At 44.9% G+C, this 26,179-nt stretch carries 22 protein-coding genes; all 22 read right to left on the bottom strand.

Annotated features, from left to right (window positions below; genetic code table 11):
• Nucleotides 1–161 precede the first annotated feature (161 nt).
• The gene (locus tag BLR06_RS09695; protein WP_092072134.1) at nt 162–2,138 is read right to left on the bottom strand and encodes a methyl-accepting chemotaxis protein; all 1,977 of its coding nucleotides are present in this window, start codon (nt 2,136–2,138) and stop codon (nt 162–164) included.
• Nucleotides 2,139–3,213: 1,075 nt separating this feature from the next.
• Nucleotides 3,214–3,768 carry a hypothetical protein gene (locus BLR06_RS09690; RefSeq protein WP_092072132.1) on the bottom strand — a complete coding sequence of 185 codons (555 nt, stop codon included), beginning with the start codon at nt 3,766–3,768 and terminating at the stop codon, nt 3,214–3,216.
• 356 nt (nt 3,769–4,124) lie between these two features.
• The gene (locus tag BLR06_RS09685) at nt 4,125–4,481 is read right to left on the bottom strand and encodes a low molecular weight protein tyrosine phosphatase family protein (RefSeq protein ID WP_092072604.1); all 357 of its coding nucleotides are present in this window, start codon (nt 4,479–4,481) and stop codon (nt 4,125–4,127) included.
• 13 nt (nt 4,482–4,494) lie between these two features.
• Nucleotides 4,495–5,271 (bottom strand): Zn-ribbon-containing protein, encoded by a 777-nt coding sequence (locus BLR06_RS09680; RefSeq protein WP_092072129.1) that lies wholly within the window; start codon nt 5,269–5,271, stop codon nt 4,495–4,497.
• Nucleotides 5,272–5,614: 343 nt separating this feature from the next.
• Nucleotides 5,615–6,166, bottom strand: coding sequence for a hypothetical protein (locus BLR06_RS09675; RefSeq protein ID WP_092072126.1), 552 nt, complete (start codon nt 6,164–6,166; stop codon nt 5,615–5,617).
• Nucleotides 6,167–6,453: 287 nt separating this feature from the next.
• The gene (locus BLR06_RS09670) at nt 6,454–7,341 is read right to left on the bottom strand and encodes a LysR family transcriptional regulator (protein WP_092072123.1); all 888 of its coding nucleotides are present in this window, start codon (nt 7,339–7,341) and stop codon (nt 6,454–6,456) included.
• A 155-nt stretch (nt 7,342–7,496) separates the two neighbouring features.
• Nucleotides 7,497–8,642 (bottom strand): iron-containing alcohol dehydrogenase, encoded by a 1,146-nt coding sequence (locus tag BLR06_RS09665; RefSeq protein WP_092072120.1) that lies wholly within the window; start codon nt 8,640–8,642, stop codon nt 7,497–7,499.
• Between the two features lie 16 nt (nt 8,643–8,658).
• Nucleotides 8,659–10,626, bottom strand: coding sequence for an oxidoreductase (locus BLR06_RS09660; protein WP_092072117.1), 1,968 nt, complete (start codon nt 10,624–10,626; stop codon nt 8,659–8,661).
• A 182-nt stretch (nt 10,627–10,808) separates the two neighbouring features.
• Entirely contained in the window at nt 10,809–11,552 is a 744-nt protein-coding gene (locus BLR06_RS09655; RefSeq protein WP_092072113.1) for a transposase, read from the bottom strand.
• 220 nt (nt 11,553–11,772) lie between these two features.
• Nucleotides 11,773–12,942 carry a CaiB/BaiF CoA transferase family protein gene (locus tag BLR06_RS09650; protein WP_092072110.1) on the bottom strand — a complete coding sequence of 390 codons (1,170 nt, stop codon included), beginning with the start codon at nt 12,940–12,942 and terminating at the stop codon, nt 11,773–11,775.
• Nucleotides 12,943–12,953: 11 nt separating this feature from the next.
• A complete protein-coding gene (locus BLR06_RS09645; RefSeq protein WP_092072107.1) occupies nt 12,954–13,829 on the bottom strand; it encodes an enoyl-CoA hydratase/isomerase family protein in 876 nt (291 codons plus the stop codon).
• A 44-nt stretch (nt 13,830–13,873) separates the two neighbouring features.
• Nucleotides 13,874–14,959, bottom strand: coding sequence for an extracellular solute-binding protein (locus tag BLR06_RS09640; protein WP_173812864.1), 1,086 nt, complete (start codon nt 14,957–14,959; stop codon nt 13,874–13,876).
• A gap of 129 nt (nt 14,960–15,088) precedes the next feature.
• Nucleotides 15,089–15,892, bottom strand: a complete 804-nt coding sequence (locus tag BLR06_RS09635; RefSeq protein WP_092072100.1) for an ABC transporter permease — start codon at nt 15,890–15,892, stop codon at nt 15,089–15,091.
• Complete coding sequence (locus tag BLR06_RS09630; protein WP_092072097.1) at nt 15,892–16,782, bottom strand: ABC transporter permease; 891 nt, start codon at nt 16,780–16,782, stop codon at nt 15,892–15,894. The genes BLR06_RS09635 and BLR06_RS09630 overlap by 1 nt, the downstream gene beginning before the upstream one ends.
• 2 nt (nt 16,783–16,784) lie before the next feature.
• Entirely contained in the window at nt 16,785–17,870 is a 1,086-nt protein-coding gene (locus BLR06_RS09625; RefSeq protein WP_092072095.1) for an ABC transporter ATP-binding protein, read from the bottom strand.
• Between the two features lie 18 nt (nt 17,871–17,888).
• The gene (locus tag BLR06_RS09620; protein ID WP_092072092.1) at nt 17,889–18,308 is read right to left on the bottom strand and encodes an aconitase X swivel domain-containing protein; all 420 of its coding nucleotides are present in this window, start codon (nt 18,306–18,308) and stop codon (nt 17,889–17,891) included.
• Nucleotide 18,309: 1 nt separating this feature from the next.
• The gene (locus tag BLR06_RS09615; RefSeq protein ID WP_092072089.1) at nt 18,310–19,515 is read right to left on the bottom strand and encodes an aconitase X catalytic domain-containing protein; all 1,206 of its coding nucleotides are present in this window, start codon (nt 19,513–19,515) and stop codon (nt 18,310–18,312) included.
• 26 nt (nt 19,516–19,541) lie between these two features.
• The gene (locus BLR06_RS09610) at nt 19,542–20,693 is read right to left on the bottom strand and encodes a mandelate racemase/muconate lactonizing enzyme family protein (protein WP_092072086.1); all 1,152 of its coding nucleotides are present in this window, start codon (nt 20,691–20,693) and stop codon (nt 19,542–19,544) included.
• Nucleotides 20,690–21,943: a nickel pincer cofactor-dependent isomerase, group 22 gene (locus BLR06_RS09605; RefSeq protein ID WP_092072083.1), complete on the bottom strand. Its 1,254-nt coding sequence runs from the start codon at nt 21,941–21,943 to the stop codon at nt 20,690–20,692. Before BLR06_RS09605 ends, BLR06_RS09610 begins: the two co-directional genes overlap by 4 nt.
• 286 nt (nt 21,944–22,229) lie before the next feature.
• Nucleotides 22,230–22,826, bottom strand: coding sequence for a HutD/Ves family protein (locus BLR06_RS09600; protein ID WP_092072080.1), 597 nt, complete (start codon nt 22,824–22,826; stop codon nt 22,230–22,232).
• Nucleotides 22,827–22,860: 34 nt separating this feature from the next.
• Nucleotides 22,861–24,123: an imidazolonepropionase gene (gene hutI / locus BLR06_RS09595; protein ID WP_092072077.1), complete on the bottom strand. Its 1,263-nt coding sequence runs from the start codon at nt 24,121–24,123 to the stop codon at nt 22,861–22,863.
• A 25-nt stretch (nt 24,124–24,148) separates the two neighbouring features.
• Nucleotides 24,149–26,173, bottom strand: a complete 2,025-nt coding sequence (locus BLR06_RS09590) for a urocanate hydratase (protein WP_092072074.1) — start codon at nt 26,171–26,173, stop codon at nt 24,149–24,151.
• Nucleotides 26,174–26,179 lie beyond the last annotated feature (6 nt).

Below are 26,179 nucleotides of genomic sequence, written 5' to 3'. Positions count from 1 at the left end.
ACATTTTCATTGCTCTCGCAACTATTTTATCCAATGATGAAGTCTTCTGTCAAGCTTATCTTCACCCCCGGGTTTCCCTGCCTGAACTAGTATGACTCCAGCCCTTGTCTAAAAGAAAAGACTGCCGGCCTTGCGCCGACAGTCAACTCTCCTATACTATATCAAGTGCGAAATTTACTAATCGCGTTTTGCAATTCCAAAGCCATCTTGGCAAGATTTTGACTGGAGGAGGCAATCTCCTGCATGGAGGCAGATTGTTCTTCAGTTGCCGCCGATACCGTCTGTGCTTCGCCGGTTACATTGCCGGTAATTGCCGCATTATCCTGCACTACCGAAACAATTTGCTGAATACCGCTGTCGGTACTCTGAATGGCTGCCGAAATTTCCTTCACCTGCTCGGACAAGGTAGCAATCATTTCAACAATTTGCCGGAATGCAGCACCGGCTTCATTGACCACACTTGTGCCAATTTTAACTTTACTGGTGCCGTCATCCATAGCCTGAACCGCTCTGTCCGTCTCTCCCTGAATATCGCCAATCAACGCTTCAATCTGTTTTGCCGCTACCTGGGATTGCTCAGCCAGTTTACGCACTTCTTCAGCCACTACGGCAAAGCCCCGGCCTTGCTCGCCTGCCCGGGCCGCCTCTATGGCCGCATTCAAAGCCAACAGATTGGTTTGCCCGGCAATACCCGATATGGTATTTACAATTTGGCCGATTTCTTTCGATCTTTCCCCTAACTTCGTTACTACCAACGCCGACTCATTTACCGTTATTTCCAGCTCCGACATATGCTTGACGGCATTATCAATTGCCGCGCCGCCGTCCTTGGCAGTTGCCGCAGTCTGCATTGACTGCTCAGAGACAATATTGGCATTGGCGGCCACTACCCCAATATTTTGGGACATTTGATCGACAACTACCGTAGCGTGTTCGACCAGCAACCGTTGTTTTTCCGCCGCTTGCGCTACCTCGGTAATCGATGAAGCAACCTGGTTGGCGGCCTGAGCTGACTGTTCCGAACTGGCATTCAACTGCTCTGATGAAGCCGCCACCAATTCAGCATTTTCTTTCATGCGGCGGATTAACTGCGTTAAATTGTCAACCATGCTGTTAAAGGCCCGGCCCAGCAGCCCCAATTCATCTGTTGTTTTTATGTCAATTTTCTCAATGTTTAAATTGCCGTCGGCAACATTATTGGCTGCACTAACCAGCGCCAGAATCGGCCTGGTTGCAATATTGGCCAGCACAAAGGCAACGCCGCCGGTGATTAGAATGAGCGCCAGACCAAGGACGGAAGAAAATAAGGCATTTTCGATACTTTTTGCAACCGCTGCGCGATAGGGAATCTCCGTACAAACCACCCAGCCGGATTGATCGTTGCGAATATAACTGACCAGCATCTTCTGTCCGTCAATCATTACCTCTTCCGAGCCCTTGCCGCCGGACAGCCCTTGGTTTATAAATTCATGTTTTGTTAAATCCACCCGTTCTTCAGGTTTCTCAAGATTTTTTGTGGGATGGGCCAGCAGCTTTCCTTCCGTATCCACAATATAAACAACCACGTCATCTTTTGATAAATCCCGGACGAACTCATTTAATACCGCCAGCTCGATATTCCCCTGAGCAACGCCGATAATACCGCCGGTGTTTATGTCGGTAACCGGGGCGGCCAGCACCGATATTAAATGGCCGTTGTCCTTGCTGACCAGAACCTCGGATACAACCTCGGCCTGTCCCTTCATCGCCAGGTTAAAAAACCTGCGGTCGGCCACGCTCGTAATGGGCAATTTGTCGCTTCTGGCTACCTGTGTTCCCGTCGAGGCGGTAACAATCATCGGATCAAGATCGGTATAAACTTTCTTGGTATCGACCACCAGGGCCTTGATTTGGCCAGCATCCTGACCGGGATAAGAGCGGACCAGCGGATTTGCCGCCAGGGCTTTTACGCCATGCATATTCTTATCAAGCAAGTTGTGGATTTTTTCCTGAACCAGTTCAGCCCGTTTCGCGTTTTCCCCCATCGCATTTGTTTTCGCCTCATCCATTGAGCTGTTTAAGCTGATGGCAGTAAACAGAACAAGGGGCAAAGCACTGGCTACAACTAAAGCCAGCGCCAGCTTTTTCTTTAAATTCATCAATGATCGCGCCTTCCTCTTTAAGAGTTAAACAATTAAAGCTATTTCAACAGAAGAACCCTCTTTTACCATATTTGCTACATAACTACTAAACAGGCTGCCAAAAAATCTATTCAATTCATAAACACTGCGAATTACTGCATATCTTCACCACCAAAGAAAAGAGTTTCTTCCGGGGTCGCATCTCTGCACTAAGTTAAAGTCCACACGGATTGACCATTGACGCGGCAACTTAATCAAACGTCACACTATGTTTATTTGTGTTTATATATGTTTATTTGTGCCTATATTCTGTACTTTTGCTAAAATTCCTTTATTTTTTCCCATATATGCAACAGTTAAATTGAAAAAATTTGTTAATATATTAAATTTTTTACAGCTAACGCCTTGCGTAGTTTTGCTGGTAATGAGCTTACGGTCAAGCTGGCCAAAGCAGCAGTAATATTAGAATCAAATCAGTACCGCAGAGTCATTTAAACAGGGATAAACATGCAAGGATTTTGGGGCCTCAGCGGTGAAGCGCCGCGCAGAGCGGGATATGAAGGCGATGACAAGTAAGCAGGACGAAAAAGACTGTTACCTTTGCTTTTAGGGGACACAGGAAGTAGGCGAGCCCGACGATTGGTACTGGGTTCATACCTAAACTGCATAGACGCCATAACTGGTCCGGGACTGGCGGAGACATCCGCCCTTGAAGGTAGAAGCTTAAGCTATGCTCGGCGTCTATACCGTATATGGGAAAGCCTAAAATCCATCCATACGGCAGACTTATGATTTTATGATCGGTTTTCAGGATATAATACCGATTAGACAGGCAGACGAACCCTTTCCGAAGGGCGGAACCATAGCATGGTATTGCCCGGGCAATGCAAAAAAAGTCAGCCATTAGCGTCCAGCAGCGGTATAAACTAGCATTTACAGCATAATGGCCGAAAGAAAAACCAGGCTGCAAAGCAGCCCGGCCGGCTTTAAACAACGGCGAAATTTCTGGAAGAATACTACGACTATTTACCTCTTGCCGCAAGTTAGTCCTGCTGCCTGGAACGGGGTAAAAGTAATGCGCGGCAAATTCAGCTTATTCATCATTTTCGTTCTTCAAACCATTTTCTGCTCTGTCCTGAGGTAACGGCTTCGCTAATGCAGGTTGTAAATACTGCGAGGAAGCAGGGCTAACCGAACGCATGAAAATACCTTCTTGCCACTTTTGATATCCATAAAGTAAGAGCGCATGGGTCGTGGTGATAAGAAAACTCTGAAAAGGAGAAATGTTAACTAAATGAAAGATGCCCCGGCTGGAAAGGATAAACTGGAAAAGAAAAAAATTAAAGCTCAAATCCAATACTGCATTCGTAATCATATATAGCCAAAATTGGTGGTAGCTAAACTTAAATACCCACATTGTTAAGGCCAAATTCAAACCAATATTAAAGGGCATGATATGATAAAGAGGATAGGCCGTTTCCCTAACAATCCAAAACCCTAAACTGCTACCCACATCACCGATGATTACACTGGTAGCTACTGCAAGCACGCCAACAGGCATATATCGTTTTAAATCTTCTTTATTCATAAAAAATAAAGACAGCCAGGGAACGACTAACATAGACCATAATAATATTTGATTGCTCATACCCCATCAGCCTCCTTGAAATTATCCAATTAAGCCTAGTATTTCCTTTAAGCTAAATTCAATTCTTTTGCTCAATACCAAAATTTTTTTATATGTATCTGCAAATTGACAGCTGGTTGGCAACTTTTGTTAGCCTGTTATATTCGTTATGATAGAGCGGAAGGGCCAATCACCGACCAACAGCCAGCAACTCCCGTTAGGTAGGTTACTGGTCCAGCATAATACAAACTCAGAAGACCAAATAAATCCAAGCACTTCGAAGCCCATCGGTCGTTCCAGTACATGCCACTGAATATTAATGGACATTAGTCAAAAAACTGACCAATGTCCATTCTAGCAATCGACCAACTGAGCTATTAATTACTATTCATCGCCGGCAACTCCACATATTCGGATACCCTGGATACAAGAATATCAACCAGTTCGCTATCCATAAATTGATAATCATCAGGAATGTTAAGACAGATCATCTTCTTGCGGAAAAGCACATCACCAAAACGCTCTTGTAAGCGTCTTACATGCTTCTTCTCCATTACAAAAATTAAATCCGCCCAACCGATATGTCCTCTTGTTATTTTTACACGAGCCTTATCTTCTGTCCCTGCTGACCTAACTTCATATCCATTGATACCGTGGAATATTTTTTCCGCAGTCAGACTACGCCACTTATTTTTACTGCATATAAATAATAGTTTAATAGTCGCATCCTCCATATCGTAAAAATTATTATTTTGAGCGAATTGACCAGGCAATATTAGATAATAGCCGACAATTGTCACATTGGAAATCAAATAATCTATGAAGAGGTTCTCGAAGCAGCCATTCGTCGTTACAAGAGGGGCACTTAATTTTCAATTCCGACCGTTTACTTCGTCCTGAAACTCTAAGTAAATAATAATAGGTTGGTATTCCAGTTGCTGCAGTAATTTGTTTGCAAATGGCAATACCTCTTTGCGACAGACTACTATCATGCTTTGATAGCTGAGCTATCCCAAACTTTTCTCCGGTTGAACAATTCATTTGCAAAGTATCACATGCTTTATAGTCACTCTCCCAGCTAAGAATATCAGAATACTCATCATTCTTTGTTGCTGGTATTCTATACAACGGAACTATCCCAAAGCAATCTCCACAGCGTAACGGCGCCTCAAGTGCAAGATAAGTTGTATAAAGAATGAATGATGTTTGTTGCGTACAGCTACATTGAGGTATACATTCCGGTTCGCTACCAATTATTTCCCATGAATATTCAATACCCAACTTTTTTAGTTGCTTTATAGCATCTAATACATAAGAGTTTGCTCTTTCTGCATTTAATGCGACTAGTTCAGGTATTAATACATAGGAACGATATTCATTTGCCCGATTGGCAATAGGATATTCTCGTCCCAATATCTGACCATTCATGCGCAAAGCACCTAATAGAAATTCTAATGCCGCTGGAATTTGATCGCTATTTTCTATTTCTTCTTGCTGAATAAATGTAATTTCTGCAACAAACATATGCTAAATTCCCCTTGCTTAACCAATAGATTACTTTAATAACAGTATGATGTTGATATAAGTATCTTACGTCCTTTGAGGCCATTCTCAAACTCACATAGAATGACAGAAGAATGACAGAAGGGACGTTCCTTTTTTGTCAACTTTTGCGATTACGCCACGAGATATCCAAATAGACTTTTTTTCTTGCAACCCCAAATGTGTAGACGTTCAACACCTCGAAAACTACATGTTAAAAGCTGCTACTGCTTAAGTGCCGCGCTTGTCTTCCATTCCTCATCACCACTGATGATAGTATATCAAATGTGACAGAAAAGGAACGTCCCCATTTGTCCTGGGCTGGTTAGGACAGGCGCAAATTAATATTTCTATGTTTTTGTGTATTCAAGGTTTTTAGTAATTTTTTCCCTCTGCTTCTTATTGCAGCACTTCCAATTACCATTAATTCTTCAATCTTGGTTTTAACAAAAGGTTTATATTCGACATAGGTCTCAGCAAGATCGGCTAATGACTGAAGTGAATTTACTTTTACAATATTACTCTTACTATTATCCGCCCATGAAGTCAATAAATTCACAACCTGGGCTATTTCATTTCCTTCTAACGCAAGTCTGGGCAGCATTTGTGCAACATGCCACCTGACTTCCTGTTGTTCAATTTTAGAGATAACATGAATTATTTCATGTTTAAATGGCTGCAAATTTTGAGGACATACCCGCGATACCTTTTCTATTGCATCAGAAGCCCGCATTCTAACGCCAGCATCTTCATTACTTATGGCATTAAAAACAGCTTCAAATAAAGCATTGTCCTGCAGAATATTCTCGACAACCTCTTTCACTTTTCCAATTGATCTCAAATCTCCACTTTTTAACTTATCAATGATATTGCTCATAGGAGCTCCTCACCTAAGGCCTGAACGCCAGCGATATCCCTGATACCGCGTTCTTCGATCAACTGCCTCATTAAGTTCTTTTCTTTTGGGAGCATTTTTCTAAACCTCCACTGTTTTAATTTTATCAGACACCGGAGGTTTATATCATTTTTCCGCCACTCTCTACATTAACTATTTTGGGACAGCCTGACATCCCATTTGTCCAAAGGAGGCGGGCTTGCACCTGTCTATATAAAAGAATCTTCTGCAAACGGCAGGAATATCTTGTTTCTATTTAATAATGACAATCATAAATGGGGCTTCCTAAAAAAATAGCTCATAAACTTTTTTAACGGTTGGCTTATTTTCTTATCTTTTTTTATAATAAAGCCTAAATCCCAAAAGGCCGTAGGTACGCTGATAGGAATGCGGACAAGCTCATCATAAGCATCTATTTTTGCCAAGCTGTTTACAAAAATAAAAATCCCTTTATTTAAGGCCACAAAATCATAGGCCGTGTTTAAATCATGATTGCACCGGCTATACACCCGGGGCCTAATTCCGGCTTTCTTAAAGTGTTCTGCAACTACAAGCTGCATACGAAAAGTATCGTCCAAAAGGATTAAACTTTCCTCCCTGAGGTCTTCAAAAGAGATGCTCTCTTTTTGGGCAATAGGATTACTTTTATTAACTACAGCCACAAAATGATCCTTTATCAATGAATAATAATGAAAATCAACTGCATTATGCGGATTAATGGTGAAGGCGGTATCCAGCGTTTCATTCAGCACGTTCGCTTCACAAGAAACATCGGAATATTCGGAAATTTTAAGATTGATATCATCATGTTTATCAGTAAACTCTAGTAATTCCTTGGCCCCCAAAATCTGCAAGGTACCGGGAGAAAATCCCATTTTTATGCTCTGTTTCTGCTTTTTTGCCTCAATATAAGTTTCCTCCTGGAATTCTTCAAAGACCTCGATCATTGCTTTGGCTCTCGGGTAAAGATATTGCCCCATTTCCGTGAGACTGACGCCGATATGGCTTCGATTAAAGAGGGGCGAGGCAATCTCCTTTTCCAGATTGCCAATAATTCTGCTTAAAGCCTGCTGGGTTATAAATAATTCCCGGGAGGATTTAGTAAAACTTTTATTTTCACATACTTTCACAAAGTATTTTAAAGTGACTATATCCATAATATCACCTAATCATGTTAATCCCACAACGAGTACCTTGAGTGGATTAAAACGGTGCTTAGCTTGCGGAAAGTTTCAACCCGGCCAAGGTACTCGAGGCTTGTACTGTAATTATATCGTACAAGTCCAGGCAGCACAATGAATAATATCCAGCTCTATTTATAATTGTCGTAGATATTCCCCAGTATGCCTTTGACCTCGGCATTGGTCAATTCTTTAGGTACAAAATTGTAGCAGGCATCGTTAAAAACTAGCGGTGTTACCGCCAGCAGCTCTTCTCTGGCTATGCCTAAAGCTGCAAAGGATTTAATATTGAACTGTTTAGCAAACTCCCGTATCCCCTGAGCCACCAGTTCGCCCACTTCCTGAGAGCTTTCTTGGCCGCTAAACCGAATCCCCATGGCGTCCCCGACAATTTTGACTTTCCATCTGTTGATATCAGCAGCATATTTCATCACTTCCGGCAGGGCCAAAGCACAGACAATACCATGGGTTATATGGAATTTAGCTCCCACCGCATGGGCGATGGCGTGTCCTAAATGCACTAAGGCGTCATTGAAGGCTAGGCCGGCGAAATTGCTTGCCAGCAACAGCTCGCCGCGGGCTGCTATATTTTGTCCGTCGACAATAGCCAGTTGAAGATTGGCAACGACTTTTTTTATAGCCTCTGACGCCAGCAATTCCGATTTTGGATTGGGTATTTTGGCGGTAATGGCCTCGGCAGCGTGGGCCAAGGTATCCAGGCCGGTATAGGCTGTCAGTTCCGGCGGTGCGGTGACTGTCGCTTCCGGATCCAGTATGCCTAACGCAGCATTGCAAATTACCGAATTTTTAACATTATTTTCGGTATCTGTTATTACACCTACAGAAGTGCTTTCACTGCCGGTCCCCGCAGTGGTCACCACCATCACCACAGGCACGCCCGGAACATAAAAAGGATTGCCAAAATATTGATTAACAGTACCCGGGTTATTGATTAAAACATTCATTCCTTTGGCGGCATCCATGGGGCTGCCGCCGCCTATAGCTATTATACCGTCAATTTTTTCAGTTCTGGCTAGCTCGCCGCCCCGGTTTATAATATAATCTGGAGGATCAGGAATTATTTCAGTAAACTCCACAAAGTCCAGACCGGCCTTCAGCAAGCTGTTTTTGCATTTTTCATAAATTTGCAGTCCGGCAACAATGTTGTCAGAAACCAGCAAGACTTTTGAACATCCCAGCTTCTTTACTTCTTCCCCCAGCAAGCTGACTGTTCCGGCCCCATAAATGATCGGGCATGTTTGTACATATCTTCCCATTTGTATCCCCCCTGTTTTACAAATTATAGGCGCTTACAAAACCGGTCTCCATTGCATCCCGAATTCTGCCTGCCTTTAAAGCGTCTCCCAGGATATAGACCTGCTCGAAGTTTTCTTTAATTTCTTTGACTAATGCTGCATTTGGTTTTGTTCCCAGGCTAATTACAATGGCATCAAATTTATATTCTTTCTTTTCGCCATTTGTCATGATTTCAAAAAGCGCCCTGCCATTATCTATTTGCAAAAGTTTATGCTTGGGATGCAGCTTTACGTTTAAATTCCCGAGATGGCTCATTACGTCAATGAGATTCTGAAAATACAATCCCGGCCCGATCGTAGCGGCCATCTCAAAGATACTGACCTCATTTTCATTTTCAGCCAGCAGATGCGCTGTTTCCAGGCCGGTCATGCCAGAACCGATAATCGCCACTTTTTTGCCTGTTACTGTTATTTTTCCGCTCAGTATTTCCGCAGCACCCACCACTTCCTGGCCAGTGATGCCGGGAACGGTTTCAGGCCGAAAGGGCTCAGAGCCCTGAGCAATGAAGATTGCATATGGCTTTAGCGCTTGCAGGTCAGACAGCGTGGGCGCCGTATTAAACCGAATTTCCACACCTAATTGCTGTACCTGCCCTGTTAAATAACCGATAAGCCAGTTGATCTTATCTTTTTTGGGCGGTTTATTGGCAAGCTCCAGCTGCCCACCTGCTTTACCGGTTTTTTCAAATATAATGGGTTTATATTTGCGTATAGCCAAAACCCGGGCAGCTTCCAGACCTGCAGGCCCGGCCCCGATGATCGCCACAATCCGTCCATTGCCGTCCTGTTTAAAATCACTGTACTCTAATTCTCTGCCGCTTTGGATATTAATGCCGCATTGGCAGGGTATGGAGGTCAGGTCCGCAGCCATGAGCGTTTCCATACAGTGAAGACAGGATATACATTTTCTCAGTTCACCTACTTTTCCTGCTTTGGCCTTGTTGGACCATTCGGGATCGGCATAATGCTGTCTGGCCGAGCCGGCAAAATCAAGCTTTCCCTCGACAATCATCTTATCGGCGTATTCAGGATCTCTAATCACCGCCACGCCTATAACCGGAATATTTACTGCTTTCTTGATTGCTTCCGCCAGATAACTTTTCCATCCCTGTTTAAAGGATGAAGGCTCCCAGGCCATATTCATGGTTTCATATATCCCGGAGCTGACATCAATTGCATCCACGCCCAATTTTTCCAGGCGCCGGGCTATTTTTACGCCATCAGCCAATTGTAAGCCTAGCTCACAGCCATTCGCATTTCCTAAAAATTCATCCACTGACAACCGGACCAGTAGCGGATAATCCCGGCCACAGTGCTGCCGGATTCCCAGCACGATCTCTTCCAGGAATCGCAGCCGGTTTTCAAAGCTACCCCCATATTTATCATCCCGCTTATTGGTATAAGGGCTTAAAAACTGATTAATCAGGTACCCATGGGCGCCATGTACCTCGACCCCATCTATCCCGGCTGCTTTTACTCTGACTGCGGCTTTGACAAACTGCTCTGCCATAGCCGCTACTTCCGCCGTCGTCATGGCTATCGTCGGCTGGTGCACCGCCTGGCATTCTACTTCACTGGGAGCCAGCATCGGTAGATTTCCGTTTACGGCACTGATGCCTTGCCGGCCGGGATGATAGATTTGGACAACAACCTTGCCGTCATACCGATGAATCTCCTGGGCCAGTTGCTGCAAGCCGGGTATAAATCGGTCCTCCGCCACCGATATTTGATGATTGTTTCCTTTGCCTCTTGCGCCATCAATAAGAGCGCATTCGGTAATTATTAGCCCCACACCCCCTTGGGCCCGGGCCCGGTAAAAAGCAATATCCCGTTCTGATACGCTGCCGTCTGCATTTGCTAAGTGGTTGCCCATGGCGGTCATGACAATGCGATTTTTAGTCTTCATGCTGCCTATTCTGCCTGCGGAAAATAAATGGTTGAACATGCTCTGCCTCCTAACCGCTAAATATATTTTTTATTTTCAATATATTATAATTTTTCTGTGGATTTGGGAAACAAGTAACTGTTGTACAAACCACAACAAAATCTGATGAGTGCCGCTGGACTCAAGGGTACAATCCGAAAATACCGGTAGGAGCAGCGGACAGCAGGGCTGCTCCTTTTTTATCAACTTTTTGCCACTATACCCCGCGAGATGCCAGTTGCTCTTTCAATTTGTCGAATTGATAATCCCTCATTTTTTAATTTTCTCAACACGGAATCACGTTCAGCTTTTGTCCAGGAGCCAATCTCTTGTGGCTTGCACCCATTTGTATACTGCATAATTTTGCGACGTATTTCCCGTTCATTCATACTGGTTTTCCCTGTAATCTCAAAGACATCGTCTGTCTGTACCTGATGCAAACGTATCCATTCATCACGCCCAATCAATTCTAACGCAAACCCAGTATCAGCTAATTCCCCGCCGCCCAAAAGATATGCGCTGTAACTGCTAAACGGATACTCTTCCAATTTATTCACTAGCCCGGCTTTTAACGGATTCTGATGAATATAGCGCTGTAACGGGACGAAGTATTCGTCCACTTCCACTGGCACGCTTTTATATCGACTCGCTATCAACGCTCCGCTGCGCTGGTATTTACGGTTAAAGTACATAGCATATTTAGTCAGTATTCGCTTCATTATCAAAGATATGTCTCCTGATTGTCTTTCCCGAAGTAAAAGATGAACATGATTACTCATCAAACAATAAGCATGAACCTCGAAAGCAAGATCGATTTTCAAGTCATACAAGGCCTTCAAAAAGTAAGTATAGTCACTCTCATCTTCAAAAATATGTTGATGGTTAATGCCTCGAAACACTACATGATAAAAGCCGCTACTGCTTAACTGTCGCGCTTGTCTTCCCATTCCTTATCACCTCTGATAATAGTATATCAAAACTTGACAAAAAAGGAACGTCCCCAATTGTCCTTTAGGGTAGCAGCCTACTACCCTTTTCAGGTTGCAGGCCGCATTTATTTTATCTTTTTCGCGAATTGCGATATTTTAATGGTGTGAAATAAGGCAAGTACACGATTATGTAGGTCTGTGGGGCCTGCATAATCGTGTACTTAGGGTTGAATTGGTATCAGATAACTTTTTTCAGTCTCAACTGTTCTAGCTCATCTTCTGACATTTGAAGAAGATTTTTAAATATTTCCTCATTGTGCTCACCAATCGAAGGCGCCTTATCATACTTCATGGCATGAGATGAGAAACGAAACGGTATGGCACTAAACGGCAGCTCTTCACCTTGTTCATTTACAGGAACAGAAATCAGCTGCTGTCTTTCATTCAGGTGGACATCATGAGAAATCATTTCAATATCTTGAATGACCCCAATGGCAATCCCCGCCTCATTAAATACTTTATCAACTTCCGCCGTCGTTTTACCATCAATCCATTTTTGAATGATGCCAACCAGCAGGTCATTGTCTGCTAACCGTTCTTTCACATTCATATATTTAGGATCCTTCAAAATCGGATCGGGTATGATGGCTTGTAAGCGCTTAAAGATGGCGGCTGTCGTAGCATCAATCCGCACATACCCGTCTGTGGTTTTATAATTGGCAACCGGTCCGTAGCCAATATTGGTATGGACTATGCCATTCGCTGTGTAATTCGCCACTTTAGCGGAGAAGAGAGATAAAATTGTCGATACCATGTCAATATCAATATAGGTGCCTTTTTGAGTTTTTTCTCTATTATACAAAGCCATTCCAATCGCCAGCGCCGCATGTACACCCGTAAACACGTCGGCCAGATTGCCGCCGGTTGTGCAACGGACACCGCCGGATTCCCATATAGAGTCAATCAATCCACCCATTGCCTGAGCAATACCATCAAAACAAATTCGGTCCCGATAAGGGCCGGTCTGACCAAAACCCGAAATAGCCGCCATGATAATCTGAGGATTGATTCTTTTCACTCTCTCATAATCAAAACCCATCTTTTTCATTGTTCCCGGGCGAAAATTTTCCACCAGCACGTCTGACTTTTCAATCAGCTTTATCAGAATTTCTTTTCCTTCATCACTTCTAAGATCAAGTGAAATACCTTTTTTACTGATATTGCAAGCCGAAAATAAGAGGCTGTCATCATCTTTCCATGGCCCATTTTGACGATTGTCGTCACCAGTTAGCGGCTTTTCAATTTTTATCACTTCCGCCCCCATCTCAGCAAGCATCATCGTACAATGAGGTCCTGAGACAATACGCGTTAAATCAACTATACGGATTCCTTCTAAAAGCCCGGCCATTTCCCCAACTCCTACAACGAATTATTCTTCAAGCTTTTAATATATTCCAATACTGGTTGATCTGCCTCGGCTTGTTTGGCGCGTTGCTGTTTAATGGCTTCTTTAAAACTTTTCTCCTTCGCCACAGCCCAGAATGCTTCGGTTTCTTCTGTTTTACCATTGAGACGGTTCAATGCAAACATTTCTTCCGCATAATGGATGGCTGCCTGCATTTGTTGAAGCTCATAGGCATTATTTAAAATACGTTTACTAATCGGAGCGGAAATTGGCGACAAGTGAGTTACTTCCAAGGCTAACCTCAAACTGGCTTCTTCTAACTCTTCAAACGGCACTACCCGGTTAAACAGCCCATACTGTTTCATCTCCTGTACATCGAGAGCAGCAGGACCGGTTAGAGCAATTTCCCGCATAACATTTTGCGGCAGCTTAAATACCCCCATAGGAAAAATTTCGGTATAATTCAAACCATAAGCGACTTCGGTATTGCCAAGTTTTGTGTTATCCGCTGCTACAAGCATATCGCAGGATAAAGCAATAAACAGTCCGCCGCCGACAACATGACCATGAAGGGCGCCAATAACCGGTTTAGGGCAGTTCCAGATTTTCATGTACAGCTCATTTTCAAATGCCACCCGTTCCCGTCTCGTTGTAAGCGTATTGTGCGGCAACACGGCCGAAAGATTTAGGTCAAATCCGGCGCAAAATCCCTTCTCGCCCTTTCCGGCAATAATCCCCACTCGTACATCTTCGTCTTTGCTTAACCGATCGATTGCGTCTTTTAACCCTTGAATCAATTCTGGACTCAAAGCATTAATCGCTTTAGGCCTATTGAGCCAAATACGTGCGACACGACCAATTTTTTCATATAATACAATTGATTCTTCCATTTTGTCTCCTTTACAGCATCAATGAATTTAGATTTTAATCCTGTTTAAAAAGCTTTGGGTATTGGTACTATTTCCGCATTATATTTATCCACCCAAGCCGGTCTTAATTGCCGAACTTTACTATAATCAAAGCTTTTTGCCTGTTCAAGGGTTTCCCAGGTAATACCGCCTTCCGGATCCAGCTTGACATTCTTATTGGACGGAATATTACTGAATTCATTGTAGCGAAGGTCTAAAAAGCCTTCACTGATGAGAAAGTTCATCAAGGCCGCCGCGCCTTCGGGATTTGGACTATTCTTCATAATAGCGGCTGCCGTTGGCTCAATATATGCGCCTTCTTTAGGAATGACAAACCCGGCATTAACACCCGCTTTCTTAACATCTTTGAAAATTACATTACTGTAAATGGCTGCATGAATATTACCGCGTTCCAGCCAGGTTTCCATTTGGCTCATATTCGGAGAAAATTCATAAACATGCGGAGCCAGTTTGGCTAGTTTCTCGAAACCGGGCTGTATGTTGTCATAGCCGCCGCCACCCTGTTCAGCCCAGGTCAATAAGCAGGCTTCCGCATAACTGCTGGGAAAATGGTCAAAGCCGATTTTGCCTTTTAAATGTTCGGCAAACATGTCTTCCAAACTGGTCGGGGCCGGCCAGTTGTTTTTGGCAAATGCATCTTTATCATACACAATGCCGGTTAACGCAAAGTATACATACAGATGATCGTCATGCTTGCTTGCCGGCAGCAGCTTATCCATATTTGGAATTTTAGCGCTGGATAAAGGAACCCAGATCCCGGCATCATGGCCGGAAAGCAATGAACCGGCATCACACATAACCACATCGACCTGCGGATTATCCTTTTGGGCTAAAGCCTGTTGAATAATGGCAGCCGAATCGGATTTTGGAACCAGTTCCAATTCATAGCCGGTCTCTTGCTTAAATTTTTCAGCCATACCTAACTGGAAGAAACTCTTTTCAATCGATCCTCCCCAGGAGAGCAACACAACTTTTCCCTTGCTGCCTTTACCGGCTGTATCGGAAGAACTCCCGCAACCGGCAATAAGACCGACTATCAAAACAACAAACAAAACTGCAATTACTTTACTGCTTTTCAAAAAATCCGTCATAATCCTCACTCCTTTATTCATTTGATCTATCAATGGACGATTCGGCTGTTTTCTGTTTAATTGGCGCACCTCCTTCCAATGCAATCGCTGAATCAGCAATACGTTTCATTACACATCACGCACTGCAGCTTACGACATGATATCTCTCAGATTTGCCAATTTATTTATGACGATCATTAATAAGATGGCAAAAATGATCAGCAAAGTAGATATGGCAGCAATCATTGGCGTGTTTGCATCCTGCATGTAGTTAAACATGAGCAAGGGCAAGGTACTCATTTTTGTACCGCTCAGGAATAAAGCAATCGTAACTTCACCGAAAGAAACCAGAAACGCATAGATGAAGCCGCCAATAATTCCTGTTTTGACCAGCGGTGCCGTAATCTGAGTAAATGTAGTAAACTGGGACGCCCCCAGACTCCTGGCCGCCAGCTCTAAATCTTTGCTGACGCCTTCCAGCGATGTATTAATTGTCTTAATTACATAAGGAACACACAGCAGAACATGGGCTAACAAAAAACTGAAAAAAGTATCGTAAAGACCCAGTTTGGAAACATACACCAGCAGGGCAAATCCGACAATTACCGCCGGCATGGTAAGCGGTGAAAAAAACAGCGCATCAAACAATCGCTTTCCCTTAAAATCATAGCGCGTTAACGCATAGGAAGTCATAAATCCGAGAATGGTAGCAATTGCCGAAGCTGCAAAGGCCAGTCCCAGGCTTACAAAAAAGCCATACACAAAACGGCTGTATTTCGGTATTTCCAGAAACCACTGAAGCGACCAGTTATTGGTCGGGATGACGTAGGCCTTGGTAGGCGAAAACGATACCAGAATGATTACAAGAATGGGTGCAAGCATGAAAACTGTCAGCAGCACATTAAAGATGAGCAACAAAGGGAGCTTTTTAAACCACTTCGCCACGGTGAGCATTACAGCAAATCCCTCCTCCGTTTGTTCGCTTCAAAATTCTTTTGAATCGCCATAATCAAGAGTACCGCAATAATCACAATAATAAAGGCAATGGCCGCACCCATCGGCCAATTCATCAAGCGGTTGCTCTGTTCATACACTAAATAGGACAGGACCCTGTTGCGGCCTCCGCCAAGCAGTACCGGCGTGGTATAGGCCGCCATCGTTGTTGCAAATACGATGAGCCCGCCGGCTAAAATTCCTGTTCGCGAAAGCGGCAATGTAATCTTGAAAAAGATCTGCATTGGCTTTGCCCCCAGATTGGCGGCTGCGTATTTAAGATTGGGGTCAATCGCCTTTATGGATGTATACATCGGCAAAACGGCTAGGATAAGGCACCCGTGAATCACGCCAATGGTAATACTTCCCTCGGTATACAGCATTTGCAGCGGTTTTTCGATCATATGCAGGTACATTAAGGCATGGTTGATAATTCCGTCATTGGCCAGCAATATCGTCCAGCCAAATGCTTTTACAGCAACATTAATCAGCCACGGCGTGAGATAAATGAGCACATAGATTTGTTGTTTTTTTCCATCCAGCTTCGACATATAGTAGGCTGCCGGATACCCTAACAGCAGGCAGAACAGCGTAGATAAGATGCTGATTCGAATGGTTCTCCACAATGTAGTAATATAATTGGGCGTTTCAAAAAACTTCATATAGTTCGCGAATGTGAAGCTCTGACTGTCATATACAGCCGGAGCAACATAGTGGGTAAAACTGATATAAAAAGAATTTAACAATGGAATAAGCAGGCCGCCTATCATTAAGATGAGCAACGGCAGCATGAGCAGATAAGGAGTCCAGCAGATAGATTTTTTCTTATGTTTTAACATGGTTGTATCCATTGTCAGCAGTCCCTGTTCGCATTATTAAAATACACACTGTCTTCAATCCCCCACTCGATATAACACTTTTCGCCCTGCTCAAAAATTCGCGAACCGTTATTTGCCATTTCCACAGTAAATTTACAGTTATTCACCATAACTTCATAGTGATTTTGATTTCCCAGGTAATAGGTATGCAAAACGGTGCCTTGATGGACATTCCGGCCGGCTCTGCTGGAGGGTGTCTCAATCAGGGAAATTCTTTCGGGCCGTACCATTACTGCCAAAACATCGCCGCGCGCTACCGGCAGCTGTTTGACTCTGAGCCTCATTTGCAGGCTTTCATTGCCAGCAATGGCGATATCTCCTGTTATATCGTCAATTTGGACGGAAAAACGATTGGATTTGCCGACAAAAGCGCCGACAAATTCATTTACCGGCTGTTCATAAATTTCCCGGGGAGACCCGATTTGCATTACCTTGCCATTTTGCATAACGGCAATTCGGTCAGACATTGCAAACGCCTCCGAGATATCATGGGTGACAAAAACCGTCGTAATGCCGATTTTTTGCTGAATTTTCCGGATATCCATGCGAAGCTCTTCCCGCAGCTTTGCATCAAGATTACTCAGCGGCTCATCCAGCAACAAAACTTCGGGATGAATCACAATGGCTCGGGCAATGGCGACGCGCTGCTGCATGCCGCCGGAAAGCTCTCGCGGGTATTTCGTTTCAATATGGGGGAGCTGAATCAGATTTAAAACATCCTGTACCCGTTTAGCAATACTGCTTTTATCGAGTTTTTGCATTTTGAGCCCAAATGCAATGTTTTCAAATACCGTCATATGGGGAAAAAGCGCGTAATTTTGAAATACCATTGCTGTTCCCCGGCGATCAAGCGGTTGATGCGTTATCTCTTTTCCTTTGAGATAAATACCGCCAATATCCGGCGCATAAAAACCCGCAATCATTCGTAAAGTGGTTGTTTTTCCACAGCCTGATGGTCCCAGAAGTGAAAACAACTCGCCTTTTTTAATAGAAAAAGAAACATTTTCGACAGCTGTGAAGTCCTCGAAATATTTCGACACTCCCCTTAATTCCAGTTCCATCCCACACCTCCAGCAATCCTACGATTTTTCCCCGCCAACGATTTCTACATAGCCGTTATCGGCGTCAACCTTAACCCAATCGCCGTTTTTTACCACTTTATAAAACTCTTCTTCTACTTGATCCACCATTGGCACTTCCATGATAATGGCACTGGAAACGAGTACGGTATCAGGATATTTGACAATCATCGCTTTCGGCCCATTTCCTTTGAGCTGTAACTGATAAAGACCGTCGGCCTGTACGACCGAACTCCCCTTTCCTCCCTGAAAAGCAAATATTTTATGCGCAATTGAGCTGCCACTGATATCATGGGATTTTTCAATCATTACACCATCTTCCGGATTCAGAAGATAGAAATTAACATCTTCATTTGAAATAAGGATTGGGGCTTCGGCTACGCCCTCGGAAATTTTATGACAGGTAAATTTTCGACCCATTTCAGTTCACCTCGCCTGTAATTGCTGCTTCAATACAAGTATCAAGATCACGGATTACGAATTCAATGCCTCTCCGTTTTGGGTAATAAGCGCATTTGGGCGACTCCGTCACGCCGACTCTGCCTTTCAAGTGCCGCCAGCAAGGCTGGTCAGGACAAGTATCCGGAACAATCACCCCGCCGGCCGCTTCAATAATTTCGGTAATTCCCATGCGATCAGCAATTTGCTTCACATAACTTGAAGTTAAAATCCACATTTCCGCTTTCAACTTTTGCCCCTTTAATCGGGCAGCTATATGTTTGGCCTGATCAAAGGAAAAGTGCGGACAGCCAAACATGGCAAAATCAACTTTTCTATTTCCCGGTAACGATATTTCTTCCAGTATCTTATCTAAATCATTGTTTGTAATCTCGACGGTCCTTTGTGGATCCTTGCCGCCAAAAGCTTGTCCAAAAGTGCGCGCCTCCGGTGTGAAGCCAAGGATATGGTACATGCCATAGGCACCGGAAGTATTAAGCTGCGCCCCTAAATTTGTCAGCGATTCTTTGGTAATATGCCGTGGTAGCCCGGTAAATACAGGAAGTCCTTTGCCAATTTTTTTACCCATATAGCCCAGCAAATGAAATTGAAAATCAGATTTCATGTCGGCTTTAACCTCCACCAAAATATCGCCTTTCCGGTTTTCATCAAGCAACAGCCCGTACTCCGGCACAAATCCGGTAATGGCGGCGCACAGGGCGCTGTTTGCTCCTTCCCGGTTGCTGCGGGCGCCCCAAACTGAATTTACAAACGGTGTGGCGCTTGATTCAGAATAAGCAATGATTTCGCCGAAATGAGGAACATTCGATGCAACATACGGCGTACAGTTATAGGTTAAAACGGCGCCCAATCCTTTGTAGGCATTATGGGTTCTCTGCATTAAGGCCGCATCTTCATCGGAAACCATATTTTTTTCAGTAAAGTAGGATAAGCAAAATCCGGGATTTACGGTTGGGGCAACCCGGCACTCTGCCCCGGCCTGCAATAGTTTCTCGGCAAACCAAAGATCCGCATCCTGGTTGCTAAGCGCCACATGCGCCCTCGTAATCGGGACCATACGGGTCGCGCCAAAGCACTCGCCGATTGCCACTTGTATTTTCATTGCATAAGCCGTGCCTTTTCCATGAACACCATCAAGCATGTCTTGTTGTTCTCTCGTTAATTCCATAAAAAATTTCTCCTTTCTTCAATCAATTAGCCTTTCAGTATGCTATACTTATGGATTTTTTCTTCATCCAGGGTATACCCGAAACCAGGCGCCGCTGGTAAGGTCAAATAGCCGTCCGCTTCCACGGTCAATTCGTTCACCAATATTCCCTGAAATGAACCGGGAAGTAAAGCGGGCGGATCATAAGGATACTCCAGATAATCACAATTGCAAATTGAAGCAGCCAAATGCAAGCTTTGCAGCAGCCCGATTCCGGGAATCCAGGCATGAGGATTGCAAGTTACTCCCTGGGCTTCCGCCATAGCTGCTATTTTACGTATTTGAGTAATTCCTTCACTCATCGTACAATTGGGCTGGATAATCCGGAAACAATGCTGTTCAAGCAGCCACTTAAACTCGGCGATACCACGGTTAATCTCACCGCCGGCAATGGGAATGGAAACTTCACTTGACAATTTAGCCAGGCCTTCAAAATTGTAGCGGTATAAAGGTTCTTCCAACCAGGTGCAATTGAGATTTTCTAATTCCCGGGCTGTCTGTTTGGCCCGCTCATATGACCATAATTCAGGAAAACCTTTCTGCTGCCGTTCTACAGCCGTTCCCTGATTGGCGTCAACCATAATTTCCAATTGCCCGCCTACGGCTGCACGAACTGCTTCTACTTGCGCAATATCTTCTTTCATGGTTGCGGAACAGAATCGGACCTTTACTGCTTTAAACCCTTGCTCCACCAGGCGTTTTGCATCCTCTTTCCGCTGCTCGTCAGGCCTTTTTTCGGCCCATGACGCGTACAGTTTTACCCTGTCCCGCATGGCTCCCAGTATTTTGTAAACAGGCTGGTTACAAGCCTTGCCCATGACATCCAGCAAAGCATTTTCAATGACCCAGGGTCTGGTGGAAATTCTGGCTACATTCCGCAGTTTCCAAATGATTTTTTCAATAGCAAAAGGATCTTCCCCAATAACAAATTCCTTGGCATACTCCATTGTCGCCACAAGAATAGGTAAAATGCCAAAGGGAGCTTCCATCGAAGCATATCCGCTGATTCCCTCATCGGTATGAATACCAATAAGCAGGATGCATTGATCCTTTTCTTCTTTTTCGGGAAACCAGGAAGGGTAAATCGGTCGTTGATGCGGTATCCGCACTGCTTCATAGGTTAAGTTTGCAACCTTCACCGCTTCTCACAACCTTCCGCAATTCGCAGATTCTCATTGTTTGCTATTTCCGGCAATAATGCCGCAGATACTTCTATGTATTCTAATTCCAGCGTGTTTTTAATTCTGACAATTTTGATGCTGTCCGGCGATATCTCCCTGGTCACTTTTACAGCCACTCGAATCGCCTCTTCCTCGGTAGCAGCGATAAGGGGAATTTTAACGTCCTCTATACACTTGCAGGCAATCGCATTCGCATACATTTGCTCTAAATTCAGTTTATTATGAACCTCGCGCGTAATTATATCAAAGAGCCCAACCCCAATACCGTTGCCGTGAGATTCAGCCGTAACATCCAATAGGATCATCCGTCTGACTGCCGGTACTGTTAAGGTATACTGCTCTAATACCGAGCTTCTGCCAACTATATTGGGATCATAGCCGGCGCCGGATACATTCTTGCCGATTTCCTGCATAATCAAAATATCTATTTCCGGTATCATGAGCGTCGGCATATAGTCTTTTGCCACCTGAACCAGCTCTTTTTCCCTTTTCACTAAGTTTTCGGCAGCAATGGCTTCAACAATAGCTGTTTTATCATAGCCATTTTCAATAACGGCAAGGCCAAAACCAACCTTTGTCTGATTTAAGATAATTCCGGCAGCTTCCTCAATGACCCCGGCAAAATCTTCAGGAGGTGCTTCATGAAGGGCGGAACAGCCAATCTGATTGCCAAGCCCAATGACGAGCATTTTGCACAGCCCGCTTTGAAGTTCCCCGACAAAATCGGTATGCAGCTTAATTCTATTAATGGGAACTATCAAGTCAGCTTCGAGAGCTGCCTGATCAAAATAAACCGGCAAACCCTTTGAAGTCATTCCGATTTTTTTTACATTGGTACTGGTGCAAATTGGAACTTGTAAGTTTTCTGTTGTAATTCCATAGTCTGCGAGAACTCGCCGCTGGCCTTCTTCCGTTCCTCCGCCATGACTGCCCATCGCCGACACGACAAACGGCCTTGCACCGGCTTGCTTCATTTCGTCAATTACTGTTCTAACAATAAACAGTAAATTTCTTATTCCCCGGCTGCCTACGGCAACAGCAATTTTTTGTCCCGGTTTTAGCTTGTTTCTAATGATATCTTGCCGCAGCTGCACCCTAAGCGTGGTTTCTAAAGTTTCTAAAGTCAGCGCGTCATTGCGAAACTTTTGTCTTATGCGATACATGTCAGGAAGTGCATACTCGAAATCTTCTTCTAACAAAATAGGCATGCCGGCAGCCTCCATTGCGCAATATTAAATGGGAATAAAAAAACAAAGGTCGTTTATATCTTTAATAAACACCTTTGTTTATTGCATTTAATATGCTGTTTATATTCACAAATCATGGGATATTACCTTACTATGAAAACCTTTTACTAGCGCTATCCATTTGAGAAAAAATTCGTGAATGAATTTATCAATTATTATTTTATAATTATACTATCATCAATCATAAGGTGTGTCAACCTATAAAAAACGATATTTTCTCTAAATTTATATTAGATAAGACAACTGCTTATTTCCGTTTGACCCCGTCTGCTATTCTGCCCTTTACATGTACTAATACCGCCTCTTCCGCTCCCAGGGAAGAAACGGAAAACGGACAATCGGCCTGCGGCACATACAACAGCGCTTTTTCCGGAATGTCCTGCTTCCCGGATTCTGTGGTCAAGCAAAAATCTCCCTGAAACGCATAAAAGAAATGCATGAAATGATCAGCAGCAACCGGAACCGGCATCTGCCGGCTCTGATATGTACACAGATCGGCGTGAACATTGTCCCGCGTCATGACGTTAAAATCGACGCAGCGTCCCCGACTGACAGTAGGCTCGCCGCCGTCAAACGCATGTATGTCAAAAGGGTTCAGGGGCATTCGCTTACCTGCGCCATGCTGTAAGACTATTTTCCCTTTCAGTACAAGCAATACTCTTTGTACCTGAGGCAGTTTTGTAAATACCGCTTCTTCAGCGTCGACGGTTGCGGAACTTATCCGCAGCCAAAAATTGCGTTCACTGTACTTGCTTCCGGCCGGCAGAATAAATAATTCCGTAGTGCTGCCCCCCGTCCAGCCGGAAGTGAGTTGATCTTCTTTTTTTATTACCACAGCTTCCATTCTGGATTTTCTCCTTCCGAATTTATGGCCGGAATTATTGCTGTCCTGTACTCCAGTTTAGCAATCGGCCATCTTTTATCACCTGTTCAACAATATTCATGCCGGTATGATATACAAGGAACCGATAGTCAGGATATTTTAACAGCAGGAGATCCGCTTTTTTGCCAATTTCCACACTGCCGATGGTATCCGCACAATCGACGGCGGCAGCGGCGTTTAAGGTCAGAGCGGTTAACACTTCTTCCACACTCATCTGCATAGAAATGACCGCCAGGGCCAAAACGAGGGCAATCGAGTGAGTGAAACAACTTCCAGGATTAAAATCGCTGGCTAAAGCCACCGCACAGCCGGAATCGATCATTTTCCGCGCCGGTGCAAACGGCTTGCGCATGCAAAATGCTGTTGCCGGCAGCAATACTGCTATGGTCTTACTGGCTGCCAGCGCCTGTAGGTCATCAGCCGACACAGCCAGCAGGTGCTCGGCGGATATGGCGTTTAAACGGGCAGCCAGGCCTCCTCCCCCGGTCGAATGAATCTCGTCGGCATGAATTTTACATTTAAATCCCAGGCTAGCCGCCGCTTCCAGCAGTTTTTCCGACTGGTTGAGGGTAAAAACCCCCGCCTCGCAAAACACATCGCAGAAAGCAGCCAGGTTCTCAGCCTGCACCAGCGGCAATACGCTTTGAATCAAGTAATCAATATAGGCATCGCTCCGGCCGTCATATTCAGGCGGTACCGCATGGGCCCCTAAAAAGGTGGTTTTTATTGTCATCGGCGTATCGGCTTCCAGCCGTTTCATGATGCGCAATTGTTTTAATTCTGTTTCCAGATCGAGACCATAGCCGCTTTTCCCTTCAACAGTAGTCACGCCTGTGCGCATCATATCCTGCAGGATACCGTACCCCGTCTGGTATAAGGCTTCCGCCGTGCTTTGCCTTGTTGCCTGCATGGTACTGCGGATACCGCCCCCCCTGTTGAGAAGTTCCAGATAGGGGACTCCGCTGAGCCGGTCAATAAACTCCTCCGGGCGGCTTCCGCCAAACAGAAAATGGGTATGAGGATCGACGAAACCGGGAACTACGCACTTTCCTGCTCCATTTATGACCGTAATATCCGTCAGATCGCCAAGACGGGCCGTCACCTCCCGGGTTGTACCGATATCCTGAATCACATTGTCCCGTATATATATGGCGCCGTCCCCGTACACCTTCAGCTTGCCCATATCCTTTCCATGCAAGGCACGCTTTCCCAAGGGCGTGGCAATTTGTGTGATGTGTTGAATGAGCAGGGCACTCATTTGCTCCACCTCCTCTTTTCGGCAATCAGCCTTTTTTATTAAAATAACCGGCAACCGCTTGTTGGACCAATTGCGCATCCGCGATGCAAGGCACAGTGATATGACTTTCCGTCCCGTAGGTTTCATTATATTTCTTAACCGTTTCGATAGAGTGTTCATTGCGGGCCCAGCTCCGGCGGGCAACGCCGCTCATAACATCCCATAGCATAGCGCTCTTGATGATTTCATCCACCCCGGCGCTCCCGTCGAGAACCAGACCAAATCCGCCATTCATCGATTTTCCAATGCCAACGCCGCCGCCGTTATGCAGAGCAACCAGGCTCATCCCCCGGGCTGCATTGCCGGCATAGCACTGCACGGCCATGTCGGCCATCACATTACTGCCGTCTTTAATATTGGCGGTTTCCCGAAACGGGGAATCCGTACCGCTCACATCATGATGATCCCGGCCTAGCATGACAGGTCCAATTTCTCCGCTGCGGACCATTGCGTTAAATTTAAGAGCAATGCGCATACGGCCTTCCGCATCCTGATATAAAATACGGGCTTGCGTTCCAACGACCAGGTTGTTCTTTTCCGCATCGCGGATCCAGTTATAATTATCTTTATCCTGATAGCGGCGGCTTACGTCAATGCAGGACATCGCTGCCCGGTCAGTTTTAATGAGATCCTCATGCCGTCCGCTTAAGCAAACCCAGCGGAAAGGACCATATCCATAATCAAACAATTGAGGTCCCATAATATCTTCGACATAAGATGGCAGAATAAAGCCGTCTTTTTCATCCACGCCATTCCGGGACAGCTCTTTGACGCCGGCGTCATACACCGCCTTCAAAAACGCATTGCCATAATCGAAAAAAAACGTGCCTCTGTCAACACACTGTTTGATTAGTTCATAATGACGCCGCAGGCTCCGATTGACAAGGCCTTCAAACGCGGAACGGTTTACTGCAAGAAGACGGGTCCGCTCTTCGAAACTGATGCCTTGCGGGCAATAGCCTCCATCATAAACCGCGTGGCAGGAAGTCTGATCGGACAGTAAGTCGACTGGAATTCGCTGCGCCACAACATACTCCAGCAGATCAACAACATTTCCGCAATACGCAATAGCCGCCGCTGTTTTATTGGTCCTATGTTTTTTTACAGATGCAAACACTTCATCTAAATTATCATAGCATTCCTTAACCCATCCCTGATCCAGGCGGGTCTTGATGCGGGAATAATCCACCTCGGCAATGACGCCGATACTATTGGCGATCTCGGCAGCCTTCGGCTGCGCTCCGCTCATTCCGCCAAGGCCGGAACTAACAAACAGGCGTCCCCGTAAATCTCCGTCATGGGGAATGCCAAGATGCAGCCGGCCAGCATTCAGCAGTGTATTATACGTGCCGTGCACGATTCCCTGAGGTCCGATATACATCCATCCGCCGGCGGTCATCTGCCCATAGTTCGCCACACCCATTTCCTCGGCAATTTCCCAATCCTGCTGATTGTCAAACATGCCAACCATCAAAGCATTGGTGATAATCACCCGCGGCGCTTCCGGCCTGGATTTAAAAAGTCCGAGAGGATGCCCGGATTGCACTACCAGCGTCTGCTGATCCGTCATAACCTCCAGATATTTCTTAATCAGGCGGTACTGCAGCCAGTTTTGACAGACGCTGCCTGTTTCTCCGTAAGTAACCAGCTCATACGGATAGAGAGCAACTTCAAAATCCAGATTGTTGTCAAGCATGACCTGGAAAGCTCTGCCCGCTAAACAGTTTCCCTTATACCCATCAATGGGTTTGCCATAGATACGGCCTGAGGGGCGAAAACGGTAGGCGTAGATGCGTCCGAATGTTGTTAACTCTGCCAAAAATTCGGGGATTAAGGTTTCATGTAAGCTGGGATGAATATAGCGCAACGCATTCTTCACGGCAACTTCTGTCTGTTCCGGCGATAAATGAAAACCACGAGCCGGCGCCCGCCGAATCCCCTCTGCAAATTCCGGTCTGCCAGGCAATACTTTTTCCGGTTCAATGACAAACTGTCCTTTATTGACGGTCATTTTAGA

Origin of the sequence: Dendrosporobacter quercicolus, from assembly GCF_900104455.1 — a bacterium.
In the GTDB taxonomy this organism is placed as follows: Bacteria; Bacillota; Negativicutes; order DSM-1736; family Dendrosporobacteraceae; genus Dendrosporobacter; species Dendrosporobacter quercicolus.
The sequence above is the reverse complement of the archived record's forward strand: the minus strand, read 5'-3'. Positions and strand labels throughout refer to the sequence as shown.

Excerpts from the sequence above, each read along its gene's own strand:
- BLR06_RS09665 (WP_092072120.1), bottom strand. The coding sequence starts at position 8,642 with ATGGGAAGATATGTACAAACATGCCCGATCATTTATGGGGCCGGAACA.
- BLR06_RS09645 (WP_092072107.1), bottom strand. The coding sequence starts at position 13,829 with ATGGAAGAATCAATTGTATTATATGAAAAAATTGGTCGTGTCGCACGT.
- BLR06_RS09620 (WP_092072092.1), bottom strand. The coding sequence starts at position 18,308 with ATGGGTCGAAAATTTACCTGTCATAAAATTTCCGAGGGCGTAGCCGAA.
- hutI (WP_092072077.1), bottom strand. The coding sequence starts at position 24,123 with ATGAGTGCCCTGCTCATTCAACACATCACACAAATTGCCACGCCCTTG.
- BLR06_RS09690 (WP_092072132.1), bottom strand. The coding sequence starts at position 3,768 with ATGAGCAATCAAATATTATTATGGTCTATGTTAGTCGTTCCCTGGCTG.
- BLR06_RS09685 (WP_092072604.1), bottom strand. The coding sequence starts at position 4,481 with ATGGAGGATGCGACTATTAAACTATTATTTATATGCAGTAAAAATAAG.
- BLR06_RS09605 (WP_092072083.1), bottom strand. The coding sequence starts at position 21,943 with ATGCCTATTTTGTTAGAAGAAGATTTCGAGTATGCACTTCCTGACATG.
- BLR06_RS09680 (WP_092072129.1), bottom strand. The coding sequence starts at position 5,271 with ATGTTTGTTGCAGAAATTACATTTATTCAGCAAGAAGAAATAGAAAAT.
- BLR06_RS09600 (WP_092072080.1), bottom strand. The coding sequence starts at position 22,826 with ATGGAAGCTGTGGTAATAAAAAAAGAAGATCAACTCACTTCCGGCTGG.
- BLR06_RS09650 (WP_092072110.1), bottom strand. The coding sequence starts at position 12,942 with ATGGCCGGGCTTTTAGAAGGAATCCGTATAGTTGATTTAACGCGTATT.
- BLR06_RS09615 (WP_092072089.1), bottom strand. The coding sequence starts at position 19,515 with ATGGAATTAACGAGAGAACAACAAGACATGCTTGATGGTGTTCATGGA.
- BLR06_RS09635 (WP_092072100.1), bottom strand. The coding sequence starts at position 15,892 with ATGCTCACCGTGGCGAAGTGGTTTAAAAAGCTCCCTTTGTTGCTCATC.
- BLR06_RS09675 (WP_092072126.1), bottom strand. The coding sequence starts at position 6,166 with ATGAGCAATATCATTGATAAGTTAAAAAGTGGAGATTTGAGATCAATT.
- BLR06_RS09695 (WP_092072134.1), bottom strand. The coding sequence starts at position 2,138 with ATGAATTTAAAGAAAAAGCTGGCGCTGGCTTTAGTTGTAGCCAGTGCT.
- BLR06_RS09625 (WP_092072095.1), bottom strand. The coding sequence starts at position 17,870 with ATGGAACTGGAATTAAGGGGAGTGTCGAAATATTTCGAGGACTTCACA.
- BLR06_RS09670 (WP_092072123.1), bottom strand. The coding sequence starts at position 7,341 with ATGGATATAGTCACTTTAAAATACTTTGTGAAAGTATGTGAAAATAAA.
- BLR06_RS09640 (WP_173812864.1), bottom strand. The coding sequence starts at position 14,959 with ATGACGGATTTTTTGAAAAGCAGTAAAGTAATTGCAGTTTTGTTTGTT.
- BLR06_RS09660 (WP_092072117.1), bottom strand. The coding sequence starts at position 10,626 with ATGTTCAACCATTTATTTTCCGCAGGCAGAATAGGCAGCATGAAGACT.
- BLR06_RS09655 (WP_092072113.1), bottom strand. The coding sequence starts at position 11,552 with ATGGGAAGACAAGCGCGACAGTTAAGCAGTAGCGGCTTTTATCATGTA.
- BLR06_RS09590 (WP_092072074.1), bottom strand. The coding sequence starts at position 26,173 with ATGACCGTCAATAAAGGACAGTTTGTCATTGAACCGGAAAAAGTATTG.
- BLR06_RS09630 (WP_092072097.1), bottom strand. The coding sequence starts at position 16,782 with ATGGATACAACCATGTTAAAACATAAGAAAAAATCTATCTGCTGGACT.